At 66.2% G+C, this 15,727-nt stretch carries 26 protein-coding genes; all 26 read left to right on the forward strand.

Translation table 11 applies throughout. The annotated features are described in order from the left end of the window. Nucleotides 1-31 precede the first annotated feature (31 nt). The 26 genes from rplV to AC6CKD_RS01195 all read left to right on the forward strand — a co-directional run bounded on the left by rplV (nucleotide 32) and on the right by AC6CKD_RS01195 (nucleotide 15,696). Nucleotides 32-379, forward strand: a complete 348-nt coding sequence (gene rplV, locus AC6CKD_RS01070; RefSeq protein ID WP_007265904.1) for a 50S ribosomal protein L22 — start codon at nucleotides 32-34, stop codon at nucleotides 377-379. Next, a complete protein-coding gene (gene rpsC / locus AC6CKD_RS01075; RefSeq protein WP_112447746.1) occupies nucleotides 379-1,221 on the forward strand; it encodes a 30S ribosomal protein S3 in 843 nt (280 codons plus the stop codon). Before rplV ends, rpsC begins: the two co-directional genes overlap by 1 nt. A 5-nt stretch (nucleotides 1,222-1,226) precedes the next feature. Further along, nucleotides 1,227-1,646, forward strand: a complete 420-nt coding sequence (gene rplP / locus AC6CKD_RS01080) for a 50S ribosomal protein L16 (RefSeq protein ID WP_030026326.1) — start codon at nucleotides 1,227-1,229, stop codon at nucleotides 1,644-1,646. Next, nucleotides 1,646-1,870 (forward strand): 50S ribosomal protein L29, encoded by a 225-nt coding sequence (rpmC, locus tag AC6CKD_RS01085; protein ID WP_008739703.1) that lies wholly within the window; start codon nucleotides 1,646-1,648, stop codon nucleotides 1,868-1,870. The genes rplP and rpmC overlap by 1 nt, the downstream gene beginning before the upstream one ends. Next, nucleotides 1,870-2,151: a 30S ribosomal protein S17 gene (rpsQ, locus tag AC6CKD_RS01090; RefSeq protein WP_243333368.1), complete on the forward strand. Its 282-nt coding sequence runs from the start codon at nucleotides 1,870-1,872 to the stop codon at nucleotides 2,149-2,151. The genes rpmC and rpsQ overlap by 1 nt, the downstream gene beginning before the upstream one ends. Nucleotides 2,152-2,274: 123 nt before the next feature. Beyond that, the gene (rplN, locus tag AC6CKD_RS01095) at nucleotides 2,275-2,643 is read left to right on the forward strand and encodes a 50S ribosomal protein L14 (RefSeq protein WP_003956455.1); all 369 of its coding nucleotides are present in this window, start codon (nucleotides 2,275-2,277) and stop codon (nucleotides 2,641-2,643) included. Between the two features lie 2 nt (nucleotides 2,644-2,645). Next, entirely contained in the window at nucleotides 2,646-2,969 is a 324-nt protein-coding gene (gene rplX / locus AC6CKD_RS01100; RefSeq protein WP_215023444.1) for a 50S ribosomal protein L24, read from the forward strand. Beyond that, on the forward strand, nucleotides 2,969-3,520 hold the full coding sequence (gene rplE, locus AC6CKD_RS01105) for a 50S ribosomal protein L5 (RefSeq protein WP_030388859.1): 552 nt from the start codon (nucleotides 2,969-2,971) through the stop codon (nucleotides 3,518-3,520). The genes rplX and rplE overlap by 1 nt, the downstream gene beginning before the upstream one ends. A 5-nt stretch (nucleotides 3,521-3,525) precedes the next feature. After that, on the forward strand, nucleotides 3,526-3,711 hold the full coding sequence (locus tag AC6CKD_RS01110) for a type Z 30S ribosomal protein S14 (RefSeq protein WP_003956452.1): 186 nt from the start codon (nucleotides 3,526-3,528) through the stop codon (nucleotides 3,709-3,711). Between the two features lie 223 nt (nucleotides 3,712-3,934). Continuing rightward, on the forward strand, nucleotides 3,935-4,333 hold the full coding sequence (gene rpsH, locus AC6CKD_RS01115) for a 30S ribosomal protein S8 (protein WP_008739698.1): 399 nt from the start codon (nucleotides 3,935-3,937) through the stop codon (nucleotides 4,331-4,333). Nucleotides 4,334-4,353: 20 nt separating this feature from the next. Next, a complete protein-coding gene (gene rplF / locus AC6CKD_RS01120) occupies nucleotides 4,354-4,893 on the forward strand; it encodes a 50S ribosomal protein L6 (RefSeq protein WP_243333369.1) in 540 nt (179 codons plus the stop codon). 2 nt (nucleotides 4,894-4,895) lie between these two features. Beyond that, on the forward strand, nucleotides 4,896-5,279 hold the full coding sequence (gene rplR, locus AC6CKD_RS01125; RefSeq protein ID WP_030008471.1) for a 50S ribosomal protein L18: 384 nt from the start codon (nucleotides 4,896-4,898) through the stop codon (nucleotides 5,277-5,279). A gap of 46 nt (nucleotides 5,280-5,325) precedes the next feature. After that, entirely contained in the window at nucleotides 5,326-5,928 is a 603-nt protein-coding gene (gene rpsE / locus AC6CKD_RS01130) for a 30S ribosomal protein S5 (protein ID WP_008739695.1), read from the forward strand. Next, the gene (rpmD, locus tag AC6CKD_RS01135) at nucleotides 5,928-6,110 is read left to right on the forward strand and encodes a 50S ribosomal protein L30 (RefSeq protein WP_112447741.1); all 183 of its coding nucleotides are present in this window, start codon (nucleotides 5,928-5,930) and stop codon (nucleotides 6,108-6,110) included. Before rpsE ends, rpmD begins: the two co-directional genes overlap by 1 nt. Before the next feature lies 1 nt (nucleotide 6,111). Next, nucleotides 6,112-6,567 carry a 50S ribosomal protein L15 gene (gene rplO, locus AC6CKD_RS01140; protein ID WP_243333371.1) on the forward strand — a complete coding sequence of 152 codons (456 nt, stop codon included), beginning with the start codon at nucleotides 6,112-6,114 and terminating at the stop codon, nucleotides 6,565-6,567. A gap of 186 nt (nucleotides 6,568-6,753) precedes the next feature. Further along, nucleotides 6,754-8,070 (forward strand): preprotein translocase subunit SecY, encoded by a 1,317-nt coding sequence (gene secY / locus AC6CKD_RS01145; protein WP_478687858.1) that lies wholly within the window; start codon nucleotides 6,754-6,756, stop codon nucleotides 8,068-8,070. Beyond that, nucleotides 8,070-8,717 (forward strand): adenylate kinase, encoded by a 648-nt coding sequence (locus tag AC6CKD_RS01150; RefSeq protein WP_498324570.1) that lies wholly within the window; start codon nucleotides 8,070-8,072, stop codon nucleotides 8,715-8,717. Before secY ends, AC6CKD_RS01150 begins: the two co-directional genes overlap by 1 nt. 90 nt (nucleotides 8,718-8,807) lie before the next feature. Further along, a complete protein-coding gene (gene map, locus AC6CKD_RS01155; protein WP_478687856.1) occupies nucleotides 8,808-9,659 on the forward strand; it encodes a type I methionyl aminopeptidase in 852 nt (283 codons plus the stop codon). 184 nt (nucleotides 9,660-9,843) lie between these two features. Further along, entirely contained in the window at nucleotides 9,844-10,065 is a 222-nt protein-coding gene (gene infA / locus AC6CKD_RS01160; RefSeq protein ID WP_003956442.1) for a translation initiation factor IF-1, read from the forward strand. A 74-nt stretch (nucleotides 10,066-10,139) separates the two neighbouring features. Continuing rightward, entirely contained in the window at nucleotides 10,140-10,253 is a 114-nt protein-coding gene (gene rpmJ, locus AC6CKD_RS01165) for a 50S ribosomal protein L36 (RefSeq protein ID WP_003956441.1), read from the forward strand. 200 nt (nucleotides 10,254-10,453) lie between these two features. After that, entirely contained in the window at nucleotides 10,454-10,834 is a 381-nt protein-coding gene (rpsM, locus tag AC6CKD_RS01170) for a 30S ribosomal protein S13 (protein ID WP_053682609.1), read from the forward strand. Nucleotides 10,835-10,888: 54 nt separating this feature from the next. Beyond that, nucleotides 10,889-11,293, forward strand: coding sequence for a 30S ribosomal protein S11 (rpsK, locus tag AC6CKD_RS01175; RefSeq protein ID WP_006376016.1), 405 nt, complete (start codon nucleotides 10,889-10,891; stop codon nucleotides 11,291-11,293). Between the two features lie 190 nt (nucleotides 11,294-11,483). Further along, on the forward strand, nucleotides 11,484-12,506 hold the full coding sequence (locus AC6CKD_RS01180) for a DNA-directed RNA polymerase subunit alpha (RefSeq protein WP_008739666.1): 1,023 nt from the start codon (nucleotides 11,484-11,486) through the stop codon (nucleotides 12,504-12,506). Nucleotides 12,507-12,599: 93 nt separating this feature from the next. Beyond that, nucleotides 12,600-13,061, forward strand: a complete 462-nt coding sequence (gene rplQ / locus AC6CKD_RS01185) for a 50S ribosomal protein L17 (protein WP_030154710.1) — start codon at nucleotides 12,600-12,602, stop codon at nucleotides 13,059-13,061. A 110-nt stretch (nucleotides 13,062-13,171) separates the two neighbouring features. Beyond that, nucleotides 13,172-14,023 (forward strand): tRNA pseudouridine(38-40) synthase TruA, encoded by an 852-nt coding sequence (gene truA / locus AC6CKD_RS01190; protein WP_498324571.1) that lies wholly within the window; start codon nucleotides 13,172-13,174, stop codon nucleotides 14,021-14,023. Nucleotides 14,024-14,076: 53 nt separating this feature from the next. Beyond that, a complete protein-coding gene (locus tag AC6CKD_RS01195; protein ID WP_498324572.1) occupies nucleotides 14,077-15,696 on the forward strand; it encodes an ABC-F family ATP-binding cassette domain-containing protein in 1,620 nt (539 codons plus the stop codon). Nucleotides 15,697-15,727: the final 31 nt, after the last annotated feature.

Raw genomic sequence — 15,727 nt, forward strand, 5'->3', positions numbered from 1 at the left:
TACGACTATGACTTACACCGAAGGGACAACCATGGAAGCCAGGGCCCAGGCGCGGTACATCCGCGTCACGCCCATGAAGGCCCGCCGAGTGGTGGACCTTATCCGTGGCATGGATGCCACGGAGGCTCAGGCGGTCCTGCGTTTCGCCCCGCAGGCCGCGAGCGTGCCGGTTGGCAAGGTGCTCGACAGCGCCATTGCCAACGCCGCACACAACTACAACCACCCGGACGCCTCCACGCTGGTCATCAGCGAGGCGTACGTGGACGAGGGCCCGACCCTGAAGCGGTTCCGTCCGCGTGCCCAGGGCCGTGCCTACCGGATCCGCAAGCGGACCAGCCACATCACCGTGGTCGTCAGCAGCAAGGAAGGTTCCCGGTAATGGGCCAGAAGGTAAACCCGCACGGGTTCCGGCTCGGCATCACCACCGACTTCAAGTCGCGTTGGTACGCCGACAAGCTGTACAAGGACTACGTCAAGGAAGACGTCGCCATCCGCAGGATGATGACGTCCGGCATGGAGCGCGCCGGCATCTCGAAGGTTGAGATCGAGCGCACCCGTGACCGCGTGCGTGTGGACATCCACACCGCTCGTCCGGGCATCGTCATCGGCCGCCGTGGCGCCGAGGCCGACCGCATCCGCGGTGACCTCGAGAAGCTCACGGGCAAGCAGGTCCAGCTGAACATCCTCGAGGTCAAGAACCCCGAGGTCGACGCTCAGCTGGTCGCGCAGGCCGTTGCCGAGCAGCTCTCCTCCCGCGTCTCCTTCCGTCGCGCCATGCGTAAGAGCATGCAGGGCACGATGAAGGCCGGCGCCAAGGGCATCAAGATCCAGTGTGGCGGTCGCCTCGGCGGCGCCGAGATGTCCCGCTCCGAGTTCTACCGCGAAGGCCGTGTGCCGCTGCACACCCTCCGCGCGAACGTGGACTACGGCTTCTTCGAGGCCAAGACCACCTTCGGTCGTATCGGTGTGAAGGTCTGGATCTACAAGGGCGACGTCAAGAACATCGCCGAGGTTCGCGCCGAGAACGCTGCGGCCCGTGCGGGTAACCGCCCGGCCCGTGGTGCCGCCGGCGCTGGCGACCGTCCCGCCGGCCGTGGTGGCCGTGGTGGCGAGCGCGGCGGCCGTGGTGGCCGCAAGCCGCAGCAGGCTGCTGGTGCCGAGGCCCCCAAGGCCGACGCTCCCGCCGCCGCTCCGGCTGAGAGCACCGGAACGGAGGCCTGACCGACATGCTGATCCCTCGTAGGGTCAAGCACCGCAAGCAGCACCACCCGAAGCGCCGCGGTATGGCCAAGGGCGGTACTGAGGTCTCGTTCGGCGAGTACGGCATTCAGGCGCTTACCCCCGCCTACGTGACGAACCGCCAGATCGAGGCGGCTCGTATCGCGATGACCCGCCACATCAAGCGTGGCGGCAAGGTCTGGATCAACATCTACCCGGACCGTCCCCTGACGAAGAAGCCTGCCGAGACCCGCATGGGTTCCGGTAAGGGTTCTCCCGAGTGGTGGATCGCGAACGTGCACCCGGGCCGGGTCATGTTCGAGCTGTCCTACCCGAACGAGAAGATTGCTCGTGAGGCGCTCACCCGCGCTGCTCACAAGCTTCCGATGAAGTGCCGGATTGTTCGGCGCGAGGCAGGTGAGTCGTGATGGCGACGGGAACCAAGGCGTCCGAGCTGCGTGAGCTCGGTAACGAGGAGCTCGTTGGCAAGCTGCGCGAGGCCAAGGAAGAGCTGTTCAAGCTGCGCTTCCAGGCGGCCACGGGTCAGCTGGAGAACAACGGCCGGCTCAAGTCCGTCCGTAAGGACATCGCTCGCATCTACACCCTGATGCACGAGCGTGAGCTCGGTATCGAGACGGTGGAGAGCGCCTGATGAGCGAGAAGAACGTGACTGAGACGACTGACCGCGGCTTCCGCAAGACCCGTGAGGGTCTTGTCGTCAGCGACAAGATGGACAAGACCGTCGTCGTCGCTGTCGAGGACCGCGTGAAGCACGCTCTGTACGGCAAGGTCATCCGCCGTACGAACAAGCTCAAGGCGCACGACGAGCAGAACGCTGCCGGCGTCGGCGACCGCGTCCTCATCATGGAGACGCGTCCGCTGTCGGCGAGCAAGCGCTGGCGCATCGTCGAGATCCTCGAGAAGGCCAAGTAATTATCTGAGGCCCTGGGCAGCAGCCCAGGGGCCCCTCAGGTTCGTTCCGCCAGGCTCGGTGGGGGCGGTAGCTCTTCGGAGTGAAGCCCCCGCCGGGAACCGGCAGACAAACAGGAGATAGACGTGATCCAGCAGGAGTCGCGACTGCGTGTCGCCGACAACACTGGTGCCAAGGAGATCCTTTGCATCCGTGTTCTCGGTGGTTCCGGTCGCCGCTACGCGGGCATCGGTGACGTCATCGTTGCCACCGTCAAGGACGCGATCCCCGGTGGCAACGTGAAGAAGGGTGACGTCGTCAAGGCGGTCATCGTTCGCACCGTGAAGGAACGCCGCCGCCAGGACGGCTCGTACATCCGCTTCGACGAGAACGCCGCCGTCATTCTGAAGAACGACGGCGACCCTCGCGGCACCCGTATCTTCGGCCCGGTGGGCCGTGAGCTGCGCGAGAAGAAGTTCATGAAGATCATCTCGCTCGCGCCGGAGGTGCTGTAAGCATGAAGATCAAGAAGGGCGACCTGGTTCAGGTCATCACCGGTAAGGACAAGGGCAAGCAGGGCAAGGTCATTCTGGCCATCCCTACTGAGAACCGTGTCCTCGTCGAGGGTGTCAACCGGGTCAAGAAGCACACCAAGGCCGGCCAGACCGCTGGTGGCTCGCAGACCGGTGGCATCGTGATCACCGAGGCGCCGATCCACGTCAGCAACGTTCAGCTGGTTGTGGAGAAGGACGGCCAGAAGGTCGTTACCCGCGTCGGTTTCCGCTTCGATGACGAGGGCAACAAGATCCGCGTTGCCAAGCGGACGGGTGAGGACATCTGATGGCTACCACTCCGCGTCTCAAGACGAAGTACCGCGAGGACATCGCGGGCAAGCTGCGTGAAGAGTTCTCCTACGAGAACGTCATGCAGATTCCCGGCCTCGTGAAGATCGTGGTCAACATGGGTGTGGGCGACGCAGCCCGCGACTCCAAGCTGATCGACGGCGCCATCAAGGACCTGACGACGATCACCGGTCAGAAGCCGGCCGTCACGAAGGCCCGCAAGTCCATCGCGCAGTTCAAGCTGCGCGAGGGTCAGCCGATCGGCTGCCACGTCACCCTCCGTGGTGACCGCATGTGGGAGTTCCTGGACCGTACGCTGTCGCTCGCGCTGCCGCGTATCCGTGACTTCCGTGGTCTGTCGCCGAAGCAGTTCGACGGCCGTGGCAACTACACCTTCGGTCTCACGGAGCAGGTCATGTTCCACGAGATCGACCAGGACAAGATCGACCGTACCCGGGGTATGGACATCACCGTGGTTACCACGGCGACCAACGACGACGAGGGCCGCGCCCTCCTTCGTCACCTCGGCTTCCCCTTCAAGGAGGCGTAAGCGAGATGGCGAAGAAGGCTCTCATCGCGAAGGCTGCCCGCAAGCCCAAGTTCGGTGTGCGTGCGTACACCCGCTGCCAGCGCTGCGGTCGCCCCCACTCCGTGTACCGCAAGTTCGGCCTGTGCCGCGTCTGCCTTCGTGAGATGGCTCACCGTGGCGAGCTGCCGGGCGTGACCAAGAGCTCCTGGTAATTCCCTCTCGTCCGCAAGGACTTGGGAACTTCCAGGCACTCTCGGTAAGCATCTGGTCGGCGGATGCCCGGCCGCGCATGCCTTAGGCTTGTGTGGTTGGGCGTCCGCCGCCCATAACGACTTACTACGCCGTAGGTCCCCGCACCGCACCCGTCCCGCCACTGAGTGGGGAGAGGGATGGCGCATACAGGAAACCCCGGCGAGAGAGGCCGAAGGCCACTTCATGACCATGACTGACCCGATCGCAGACATGCTCACGCGTCTGCGTAACGCTAACTCGGCGTACCACGACTCCGTCGTGATGCCGCACAGCAAGATCAAGTCGCACATCGCAGAAATCCTCAAGCAGGAGGGTTTCATCACCGGCTGGAAGGTCGAGGACGCCGAGGTCGGCAAGAACCTCGTCCTCGAGCTGAAGTTCGGCCCGAACCGCGAGCGCTCCATTGCGGGCATCAAGCGGATCTCGAAGCCCGGTCTGCGTGTGTACGCAAAGTCCACCAACCTGCCGAAGGTGCTCGGCGGCCTGGGCGTGGCGATCATCTCCACGTCCCACGGTCTGCTCACCGGCCAGCAGGCAGGCAAGAAGGGCGTAGGTGGGGAAGTCCTCGCCTACGTCTGGTAGTCGGGAACGGAGGAAAAGCAATGTCGCGAATCGGCAAGCTCCCCATCCAGGTTCCCGCCGGTGTGGACGTCACCATCGACGGCCAGGCTGTGGCTGTGAAGGGCCCCAAGGGTTCCCTCGCGCTCACCGTCAAGGCGCCGATCGAGATCGTCAAGGGTGAGGACGGCGTTCTGAACGTCACCCGCCCCAACGACGAGCGTCAGAACAAGGCCCTGCACGGCCTGTCCCGCACGCTGGTGGCGAACATGATCACCGGCGTGACCACGGGTTACGTCAAGGCTCTTGAGATCAGCGGTGTCGGTTACCGCGTCGCCGCGAAGGGCTCCAACCTGGAGTTCCAGCTTGGCTACAGCCACCCGATCCTGATCGAGGCGCCCGAGGGCATCTCCTTCAAGGTCGAGTCGCCCACCAAGTTCTCGGTCGAGGGCATCGACAAGCAGAAGGTCGGCGAGGTCGCCGCCAACATCCGCAAGCTGCGGAAGCCCGACCCGTACAAGGCCAAGGGTGTCAAGTACGCCGGCGAAGTCATCCGCCGCAAGGTCGGAAAGGCTGGTAAGTAGCCATGGCATACGGTGTAAAGATCGCCAAGGGCGACGCGTACAAGCGTGCCGCCAAGGCCCGCCGCCACATCCGCATCCGCAAGAACGTCTCGGGTACGGCGGAGCGTCCGCGCCTCGTCGTGACGCGTTCCAACCGCAACATCGTTGCTCAGGTCATCGACGACCTCCAGGGTCACACCCTGGCGTCGGCGTCGACGCTGGACGCTTCGATCCGTGGTGGCGAAGGCGACAAGAGCTCGCAGGCCCAGGCCGTCGGCGCACTCGTCGCCGAGCGTGCCAAGGCCGCGGGTGTCGAGACCGTCGTGTTCGACCGCGGTGGCAACCGATACGCCGGGCGCATTGCCGCTCTGGCTGACGCCGCCCGCGAAGCCGGGCTGAAGTTCTAAGCCCCGTTTTCCGGGACTCACGGACGTAACAGAGAGAGGTAATCCAATGGCTGGACCCCAGCGCCGCGGAAGCGGTGCCGGTGGCGGCGAGCGGCGGGACCGGAAGGGTCGCGACGGTGGCCCTGCCGCCGAGAAGACCGCTTACGTTGAGCGCGTTGTCGCGATCAACCGCGTCGCCAAGGTTGTCAAGGGTGGTCGCCGCTTCAGCTTCACCGCGCTGGTCGTGGTGGGCGACGGTGACGGCACTGTAGGTGTCGGTTACGGCAAGGCCAAGGAAGTTCCCGCGGCCATTGCCAAGGGTGTCGAGGAAGCCAAGAAGTCCTTCTTCAAGGTTCCGCGCATCCAGGGCACCATTCCTCACCCGATCACGGGTGAGCGTGCCGCGGGCGTCGTGCTGCTGAAGCCGGCCGCCCCCGGTACCGGTGTTATCGCCGGTGGCCCGGTGCGCGCCGTTCTGGAGTGCGCCGGCGTTCACGACATCCTGTCGAAGTCGCTTGGTTCTTCCAACGCGATCAACATCGTGCACGCGACCGTGGCGGCCCTCAAGGGCCTGCAGCGTCCCGAGGAGATCGCGGCTCGCCGTGGTCTGCCCCTCGAGGACGTCGCTCCCGCGGCTCTGCTCCGTGCACGTGCTGGGGCGGGTGCGTAATGGCTCGCCTCAAGGTCACGCAGATCAAGTCGTACATCGGCAGCAAGCAGAACCACCGCGACACGCTGCGTTCGCTCGGGCTCAAGCGCCTGAACGACGTCGTCGTCAAGGAGGACCGCCCCGAGTTCCGCGGAATGGTTCACACCGTCCGCCACCTCGTGACGGTTGAGGAGGTTGACTAACATGGCTGAGAGCAGCCCGCTGAAGGCCCACAACCTCCGTCCCGCCCCCGGTGCCAAGACCGCGAAGACCCGTGTCGGTCGTGGTGAGGCGTCGAAGGGTAAGACGGCAGGTCGTGGTACGAAGGGCCAGAAGGCCCGTTACCAGATCCCGCAGCGCTTCGAGGGTGGGCAGATGCCCCTCCACATGCGTCTGCCGAAGCTCAAGGGCTTCAAGAACCCGTTCCGCACCGAGTTCCAGGTCGTGAACCTGGACAAGCTCGGCGCTCTCTACCCCGAGGGTGGAGAAGTCACGGTGGCCGACCTGGTCGCCAAGGGCGCGGTTCGCAAGAACAGCCTCGTCAAGGTCCTGGGCCAGGGCGAGATCTCCGTGGCGCTGCAGGTTTCGGTTGACGCCGTCTCCGGCTCCGCCAAGGAGAAGATTGCCGCCGCTGGTGGCTCTGTGACCGAGCTCGTCTAAGACGAACTCAGTGACAAATAGCTAGAAACCCGACCGGGGGTGCCTCACATATGGGGCATCCCCGGTTGGTCGTTCCATGGAAGGTGCAGACGCCGGTAAGGTGGCCTGCACCTTTGCTTGTACACATTCGTCGATCCCTCAGACCGTCACCTCTGACGCAGTAGCGCGGGGGTCGCAGGAGGCACCGTGCTAACCGCGTTCGCCCGGGCGTTCAAGACGCCCGACCTGCGCAAGAAACTGCTCTTCACGCTCGGCATCATCGTGCTGTTCCGGCTCGGGTCCCATGTTCCCGTACCCGGCGTGAGCTATACGAACGTCCAGATCTGTGTTGAACAGGCGTCCGGCCAGAACGGCGGACTCTTCGGGCTGGTCAACATGTTCAGTGGCGGTGCGCTGCTGCAGATCACGATCTTTGCGCTCGGCATCATGCCGTACATCACGGCGAGCATCATCTTGCAGCTGCTGACCGTGGTCATCCCGAAGCTGGAGACCCTCAAGAAAGAGGGCCAGGCCGGCACGTCGAAGATCACTCAGTACACGCGCTATCTGACGGTCGCGCTGGCGATCCTGCAGGGCACCGGCCTCGTCGCCACCGCCCGCAGCGGCGCCCTCTTCCAGAACTGCTCGGTGGCCAGCCAGATCGTTCCGAACCGGTCGATCTTCACCACCGTCGTCATGGTGCTCACCATGACCGCCGGCACCTGTGTCGTCATGTGGCTCGGTGAGCTCATCACCGACCGGGGCATCGGCAACGGCATGTCGATCCTGATGTTCATCTCGATCGCCGCGGGCTTCATCGGATCCCTGTGGGCCATCAAGGAGCAGGGCAAGATCGCGGACGGCTGGGTCGAGTTCGGCGTGGTCATGCTGGTCGGCCTCGCGATGGTGGGCCTGGTGGTCTTCGTCGAGCAGGCGCAGCGGCGGATCCCGGTCCAGTACGCGAAGCGCATGATCGGCCGTCGTGCCTACGGCGGCACCTCGACCTACATCCCGCTCAAGGTGAACCAGGCGGGCATCATCCCCGTCATCTTCGCCTCGTCGCTGCTCTACATCCCGGCACTGGTCGTGCAGTTCAGCGGTTCCACCGCCGGCTGGGCCACCTGGATCCAGAAGCACTTCGTCAAGGGCGACCACCCGTACTACATCGCCACGTACTTCCTCCTGATCGTTTTCTTCGCGTTCTTCTACGTGGCGATCTCGTTCAACCCCGAGGAAGTTGCAGACAACATGAAGAAGTATGGTGGGTTCATTCCGGGCATCCGCGCCGGTCGGCCCACCGCCGAGTACCTGAGCTACGTACTCAACCGGATCACGTGGCCGGGGTCGCTGTACCTGGGGCTGATCGCTCTTGTGCCGACGATGGCGTTGGCAGGCTTCGGGGCGAACCAGAACTTCCCGTTCGGCGGGACGAGCATCCTGATCATCGTGGGTGTGGGTCTGGAAACCGTGAAGCAGATCGAGAGCCAGCTCCAGCAGCGTAATTACGAAGGGTTCCTCCGCTGATGCGAATCGTCCTCGTCGGCCCGCCCGGTGCGGGCAAGGGAACGCAGGCGACTGTCCTTGCCAAGACCTTGTCGATCCCGCACATCTCCACGGGCGACCTGTTCCGGGCCAACATCAGCCAGGGCACCGAGCTCGGCCGGCGTGCGAAGGCGTTCATGGACGCGGGCGACCTCGTCCCGGACGAGATCACCATCGACATGGCCAAGGACCGCATGGAGCAGCCGGACGCCGCGGGCGGCTTCCTGCTCGACGGTTTCCCGCGCAACGTCTCGCAGGCGGAAGCCCTCGACGAGATGCTGAAGACCGAGGGCATGAACCTCGACGCCGTCCTCGACCTGGAGGTCGAGGAGGACGAGGTCGTCAAGCGTCTCGCCGGCCGGCGCACCTGCCGCCTGGACAGCTCGCACATCTTCCACGTGGCCTACCGCCCGTCGAAGGTCGAGGGCGTCTGCGACATCGACGGCGGCGAGCTGTACGTGCGCGAGGACCAGACCGAGGAAGCCGTGCGCAACCGGCTGGAGGTCTACCACACCCAGACCGAGCCGATCATCGACTACTACAAGGCCCAGGGCCTCGTGTCGACGATCCCCGCTCTGGGTGAGGTCCAGGACGTCACGCAGCGCGCGATGGACGCCCTGAAGAAGTAGTTTCCCCGTAGTGCAGCCACGGCCGCGGTGTCCCCAGGACGCCGCGGCCGTACTGTTGAAGCACCCGAATCCGAAGGTGGCAGGTACGTCATGGTCCAGATCAAGACCCCCGAGCAGATCGCGAAGATGCGTGAGGCGGGGCTGGTCGTCGCTGCGATCCACGCGGCGACCCGTGAGGCGGCCGTGCCGGGCGCCACGACACGGGATCTGGACATGGTGGCCCGCAAGGTCATCGCGGACGCCGGCGCCAAGTCGAACTTCCTCGGGTACGGCGGGTTCCCCGCGACCATCTGCACCTCGGTGAACGAGGTCGTGGTCCACGGCATCCCCGACGACACGACGGTCCTCAAGGACGGCGACATCATCTCGATCGACGCCGGCGCGATCGTCGACGGCTGGCACGGCGACGCCGCGTACACCGCCTTCGTGGGCTCTGGACACGCCCCTGAGCTCGTGGAGCTCTCCCGGGTGACCGAAGAGTCCATGTGGGCCGGGATCGCCGCCATGAAGCTCGGCAACCGCCTCGTGGACATCTCCAAGGCGATCGAGACCTACATCAAGCGGCAGCCGCGTCCGACCACGGGTGAGCACAGCCTCGGCAAGTTCGGGATCATCGAGGACTACGGCGGCCACGGCATCGGTTCCGAGATGCACATGGACCCCCACCTGCTGAACTACGTCTCGCGCAAGCGGGGCAAGGGGATCAAGCTCGTCCCGGGCCTGTGCCTGGCGATCGAGCCGATGGTCTCCCTGGGCACCGCCCAGACGGAGGTCCTGGCGGACGACTGGACGGTCATCACCACGGACGGCACCTGGTCCTCGCACTGGGAGCACTCCATCGCGCTGACCGAGGAGGGGCCGATCGTCCTCACCTCCCCGGACTGCGGCAAGGCGAAGCTGGCGGAGTACGGCGTCACGACGGCGCCCGACCCGCTGGGCTGAGCCGGGTCGGCCCGGCTGGGCCAACCGGTATGACCAGGATTGATGATCTATCCTGTAGGGCACACTTTCCGGATTCGTCTTTCAGTGGGCCCTGACGTAGACTGACTCGTCGGCTCCTTTGCACCCGCATGTCCTCATGCGAGGGCGGGGGGCTGATCAAGGTAGCCGATTCGAAAGGCGAAGCGTGGCCAAGAAGCAAGGTGCCATCGAAATCGAGGGCACCGTGATCGAGTCCCTCCCGAACGCGATGTTCAAGGTGGAACTCCAGAACGGTCACAAAGTCCTCGCGCACATCAGCGGCAAGATGCGCATGCACTACATCCGCATCCTTCCTGATGACCGGGTTGTCGTGGAGCTCTCTCCGTACGACCTGACGCGTGGCCGGATCGTCTACCGATACAAGTAGATCTTGTCTTCACTCCCGTCCGGACGTCTTGTCCCGGCGCGGGTGGTGGCACTGACCCGGAGAACCTCACCAACATGAAGGTCAAGCCGAGCGTCAAGAAGATCTGCGACAAGTGCAAGGTGATCCGCCGTCACGGTCGGGTCATGGTCATCTGCGACAACCTGCGCCACAAGCAGCGCCAGGGCTGACGCACGCCGACCGACCTGCACTACGCAGTTCTTCGCGCGACGTAAGAAAACGTACATACGCAGAACCCGCCCAGTCCTGACCAGGACCGGCGGCACCTCCGGCGGGGGCCGGGGACCCGGGCGTACCACCACCCAGCAGGTGTGGTCGGCGGTCGGGGTTCGGTTCTGCGGAAGACCCCCGAACACACAGGAGCCATTGAATGGCACGCGTTTCCGGTGTTGACATCCCGCGCGAAAAGCGTGTGGAGATCGCACTTACCTACGTCTTCGGTGTCGGTCGCACCCGGTCCAAGGAAATCCTTGCGGCCACCGGTGTGAACCCCGACACCCGCGTTCGTGACCTGGCCGAAGAGGACCTGGTCAAGATCCGCGAGTACGTGGACGCCAACCTCCGCACCGAGGGTGACCTCCGCCGCGAGATCCAGGCCGACATCCGTCGCAAGGTCGAGATCCAGTGCTACCAGGGTGTTCGCCACCGTCGTGGCCTGCCCGTGCACGGTCAGCGCACCAGCACGAACGCCCGTACCCGCAAGGGTCCGCGTCGCGCGATCGCCGGTAAGAAGAAGCCGGGCAAGAAGTAGTCCTGTTCAGCGGTCTTGCGCTGTAGGACCGACCACCTCCCGTAGGAGATTTAGATGCCCCCCAAGGGTCGTCAGGGCGCTGCCAAGAAGGTGCGCCGCAAGGAAAAGAAGAACGTCGCTCATGGGCACGCCCACATCAAGAGCACGTTCAACAACACCATCGTTTCGATCACGGACCCCGCGGGCAACGTGATCTCCTGGGCCTCCGCCGGCCACGTCGGCTTCAAGGGCTCGCGCAAGTCCACCCCCTTCGCCGCGCAGATGGCCGCCGAGTCGGCCGCCCGTCGCGCGCAGGAACACGGCATGCGCAAGGTCGACGTCTTCGTCAAGGGTCCCGGCTCCGGCCGTGAGACCGCGATCCGCTCCCTCCAGGCCACTGGCCTCGAGGTCGGCTCGATCCAGGACGTCACCCCCACCCCGCACAACGGCTGCCGTCCGCCGAAGCGTCGCCGCGTCTGATCCGGGGCGGCGCGATCAGCGCCGCCGCGTAGGACGAGGTGCGCTCAGGCTTCGCACCTGTGCGTCTTGAGTGTCCGGGCGGTACGAACCCCTCGCGGGGGACGTACCGCCCGTACCCTTGTAAGTCGCAGCCCCGTGCTGCACTCCGTCGGGCGTCAAATAGTGGGCGTCCACGAATGAAGGAATCCACATGCTTATCGCTCAGCGCCCCTCGCTGACCGAAGAGGTCGTAGACGAGTACCGCTCGCGGTTCGTGATCGAGCCGCTCGAGCCGGGCTTCGGCTACACCCTCGGCAACTCGCTCCGCCGCACGCTCCTGTCCTCGATCCCGGGTGCCGCTGTCACCAGCATCCGCGTGGACGGCGTCCTGCACGAGTTCACCACCGTGCCCGGTGTCAAGGAAGACGTCACCGACATCATCCTCAACATCAAGCAGCTGGTCGTCTCCTCGGAGCACGACGAGCCGGTCGTGATGTACCTGCGCAAGCAGGGTCCCGGCCTGGTCACCGCTGCCGACATCGCGCCCCCGGCCGGTGTCGAGGTGCACAACCCGGACCTGGTCCTCGCCACGCTCAACGGCAAGGGCAAGCTGGAGATGGAGCTGACCGTCGAGCGCGGTCGCGGCTACGTCTCCGCCGTCCAGAACAAGCAGCTGGGCCAGGAGATCGGTCGCATCCCGATCGACTCCATCTACAGCCCGGTCCTCAAGGTCACCTACAAGGTCGAGGCGACCCGAGTCGAGCAGCGCACCGACTTCGACAAGCTGATCGTCGACGTCGAGACCAAGCAGGCCATGCGCCCGCGCGACGCCATGGCGTCCGCCGGCAAGACCCTGGTCGAGCTGTTCGGTCTGGCCCGCGAGCTCAACATCGACGCCGAGGGCATCGACATGGGCCCCTCGCCGACGGACGCGGCCCTGGCCGCTGATCTCGCCCTGCCGATCGAGGAGCTCGAGCTCACCGTTCGGTCGTACAACTGCCTCAAGCGCGAGGGCATCCACTCCGTGGGTGAGCTCGTCGCCCGCTCCGAGGCGGACCTGCTCGACATCCGCAACTTCGGTGCGAAGTCGATCGACGAGGTCAAGGCGAAGCTGGCCGGCATGGGCCTGGCCCTCAAGGACAGCCCGCCCGGATTCGACCCGACCGCCGCCGCCGACGCCTTCGGCGCCGACGACGACGCGGACGCCGGTTTCGTCGAGACCGAGCAGTACTAAGCACCACCCCGTAGAACTTTCCCGCGGCGTCCGCCGCGGGGGAACTGTCACCGGTACCTGACACGGCCGGTGCAGATATGAAGGAGTATGACCATGCCGCGTCCCGCAAAGGGTGCCCGTCTGGGCGGCAGCGCCGCGCACGAGAAGCACCTCCTCGCGAACCTCGCGAAGGCGCTCTTCGAGCACGGCCGCATCACCACCACCGAGGCCAAGGCGCGCCGTCTGCGTCCCTACGCCGAGCGTCTGGTGACCAAGGCCAAGAAGGGCGACATCCACAACCGTCGCCTGGTGCTGCAGACGATCACGGACAAGAGCATCGTGCACACGCTGTTCACCGAGATCGCCCCGCGCTACGAGAACCGCCCCGGTGGTTACACGCGCATCACCAAGATCGGCAACCGTCGTGGCGACAACGCCCCGATGGCCGTGATCGAGCTGGTCGAGGCCCTTACGGTCGCCCAGCAGGCCACTGGTGAGGCCGAGGCCGCCACCAAGCGCGCGGTCAAGGAGGCGGAGGCTGTCGAGACCCCCGCCGAGGAGACCAAGGAGGCCTGATCCTCCGGGATCAGAGCTCGCTTGATCGGCTCTGAACGGGCCCGCCCCCTTACCGGGGCGGGCCCGTTCTGCTTTCGTGCAAAAGACGCGGCTGAGAGAGGATCTGTCACGTGAGTGACGAGGTGGAGCCCGGACACGTCCGGGTGAGGCTGGACCTGAGCTACGACGGCAAGGACTTCTCCGGCTGGGCGAAGCAGCGCGTGCTGCGGACCGTCCAGGGCGAGCTGGAGTCGGCCCTGCAGACCGTGATGCGGCTGCCCGACCCGGTGGAGCTGACGGTCGCCGGCCGGACCGACGCGGGCGTGCACGCGCGCGGACAGGTCGCGCAGTTCGACGTGCGGGACGAGGTGTGGGCCGAGCACCGGGACAAGCTGCTGCGCCGCCTCGCCGGGCGGCTGCCGCACGACGTACGGGTGTGGAAGGCCGCCGAGGCCCCGGCCGGCTTCAACGCGCGGTTCTCCGCGATCTGGCGCCGCTACGCCTACCGCGTGGGCGACCACCAGGCCGGGGTGGACCCGCTGCGCCGCGGGCACGTGCTCTGGTACCAGTGGCCGCTCGACGTGGACGCCATGAACGAGGCCGCCGCCGCCCTGGTCGGGGAGCACGACTTCGCCGCGTACTGCAAGAAGCGCGAGGGGGCCACGACGATCCGTACGCTCCAGCAGCTCAGCTGGGAGCGGGACGCGGACGGGATCATCACCGCGACCGTCCGCGCCGACGCCTTCTGCCACAACATGGTCCGCTCGCTGGTCGGGGCCCTGCTGCACGTCGGCGACGGCCACCGGACGACCGACTGGCCCGGCAAGGTGCTGGCCGCGGCCGTACGGGACTCCTCGGTGCACGTGGTCAAGCCGCACGGGCTGACCCTGGAAGAGGTCGGCTATCCGGCCGACGAGCTGCTGGCCGCCCGCAGCAAGGAAGCACGGAACCTGCGGACGCTGCCCGGAGCCGGCTGCTGCTAGTCCCCCGCTAACTCGTTTGGGCGGATCGGGGCCGGACCTGGACAATGCCCCGCATGGGACATCTCGAAGCCAGCCACCTGGAGTACTACCTTCCCGACGGGCGGGTCCTGCTCCCCGACGTCTCCTTCCGGGTGGGGGAGGGGTCGGTCGTCGCCCTGGTCGGGGCGAACGGGGCCGGCAAGACCACGCTGCTGAAGATGATCTCCGGTGAGCTCCAGCCGCACGGCGGCTCGGTCACCGTGAGCGGCGGGCTGGGCGTGATGTCGCAGTTCGTGGGCTCGGTGCGGGACGAGACGACCGTACGGGACCTGCTGGTCTCGGTGGCCCAGCCGCGGATCCGGGAGGCCGCCAAGGCGGTCGACCGCGCCGAGCAGCTGATCCTGACGGTGGACGACGAGGCCGCGCAGATGGCGTACGCGCAGGCGCTCAGCGACTGGGCCGACGTGCAGGGGTACGAGGCGGAGACGCTGTGGGACGTCTGCACGATGGCCGCGCTGGCGATCCCGTACGACTCGGCGCAGTTCCGCGAGGTGCGCACGCTCTCGGGCGGTGAGCAGAAGCGGCTCGTACTGGAGGCGCTGCTGCGCGGGCCGGACGAGGTGCTGCTGCTCGACGAGCCGGACAACTACCTGGACGTCCCGGGCAAGCGGTGGCTGGAGGAGCAGCTCGCGTCCACCCGCAAGACGGTGCTCTTCGTCAGCCACGACCGGGAGCTGCTGACCCAGTCCGCCGAGAAGATCATCAGCCTGGAGGCGGGTCCCAACGGCTCGGACGTGTGGATCCACGGCTCCGGCTTCGCCACCTTCCACGACGCCCGCAAGGAGCGCTTCGCGCGCTTCGAAGAGCTCAAGCGGCGCTGGGACGAGGAGCACGCCCGGCTGAAGGCCCTGGTGCTGCGCCTGCGCGGCCAGGCCGCGAGCAGCCCGGACATGGCCTCGCGCTACCACGCGATGCAGACCCGCTTCAAGAAGTTCGAGGAGGCCGGTCCGCCGCCCGAGCCGCCGCGCGAGCAGGACATCAGGATGCGGCTCAAGGGCGGCCGTACGGGCGTGCGCGCGCTCACCGTCGAGAACCTGGAGCTCACCGGGCTGATGAAGCCCTTCTCCCTGGAGGTCTTCTACGGGGAGCGGGTCGCGGTCCTCGGCTCGAACGGCTCCGGCAAGTCCCACTTCCTGCGCCTGATGGCGGGGGAGGACGTCAAGCACACGGGTACGTGGAAGCTCGGGGCCCGCGTGATCCCCGGCCACTTCGCGCAGACCCACGCCCACCCCGAGCTGTTCGGCCGCACGCTCGTCGACATCCTGTGGACGGAGGCGGCCAAGCCGCTCGGCCAGGCGATGGGGGCCCTGCGCCGCTACGAGCTGGAGCGCCAGGGCGAGCAGCCCTTCGAGAGGCTCTCGGGCGGCCAGCAGGCGCGCTTCCAGATCCTGCTGCTGGAGCTGGCAGGGACCACGGCGCTGCTGCTCGACGAGCCCACGGACAACCTCGACCTGGAGTCGGCGGAAGCACTGCAGGACGGGCTGGAGGCGTACGACGGCACTGTGTTGTGCGTCACGCACGACCGGTGGTTCGCCCGCACATTTGACCGTTACCTGGTCTTCGGTTCAGACGGTGTTGTACGGGAGACTGCGGAGCCCGTCTGGGACGAACGTAGGGTCGAGCGGAAGCGCTAGGGGGAGACCGCCCCCGGCTTGGGTCGAGGGG

This window comes from Streptomyces sp. GQ60, assembly GCF_059758875.1.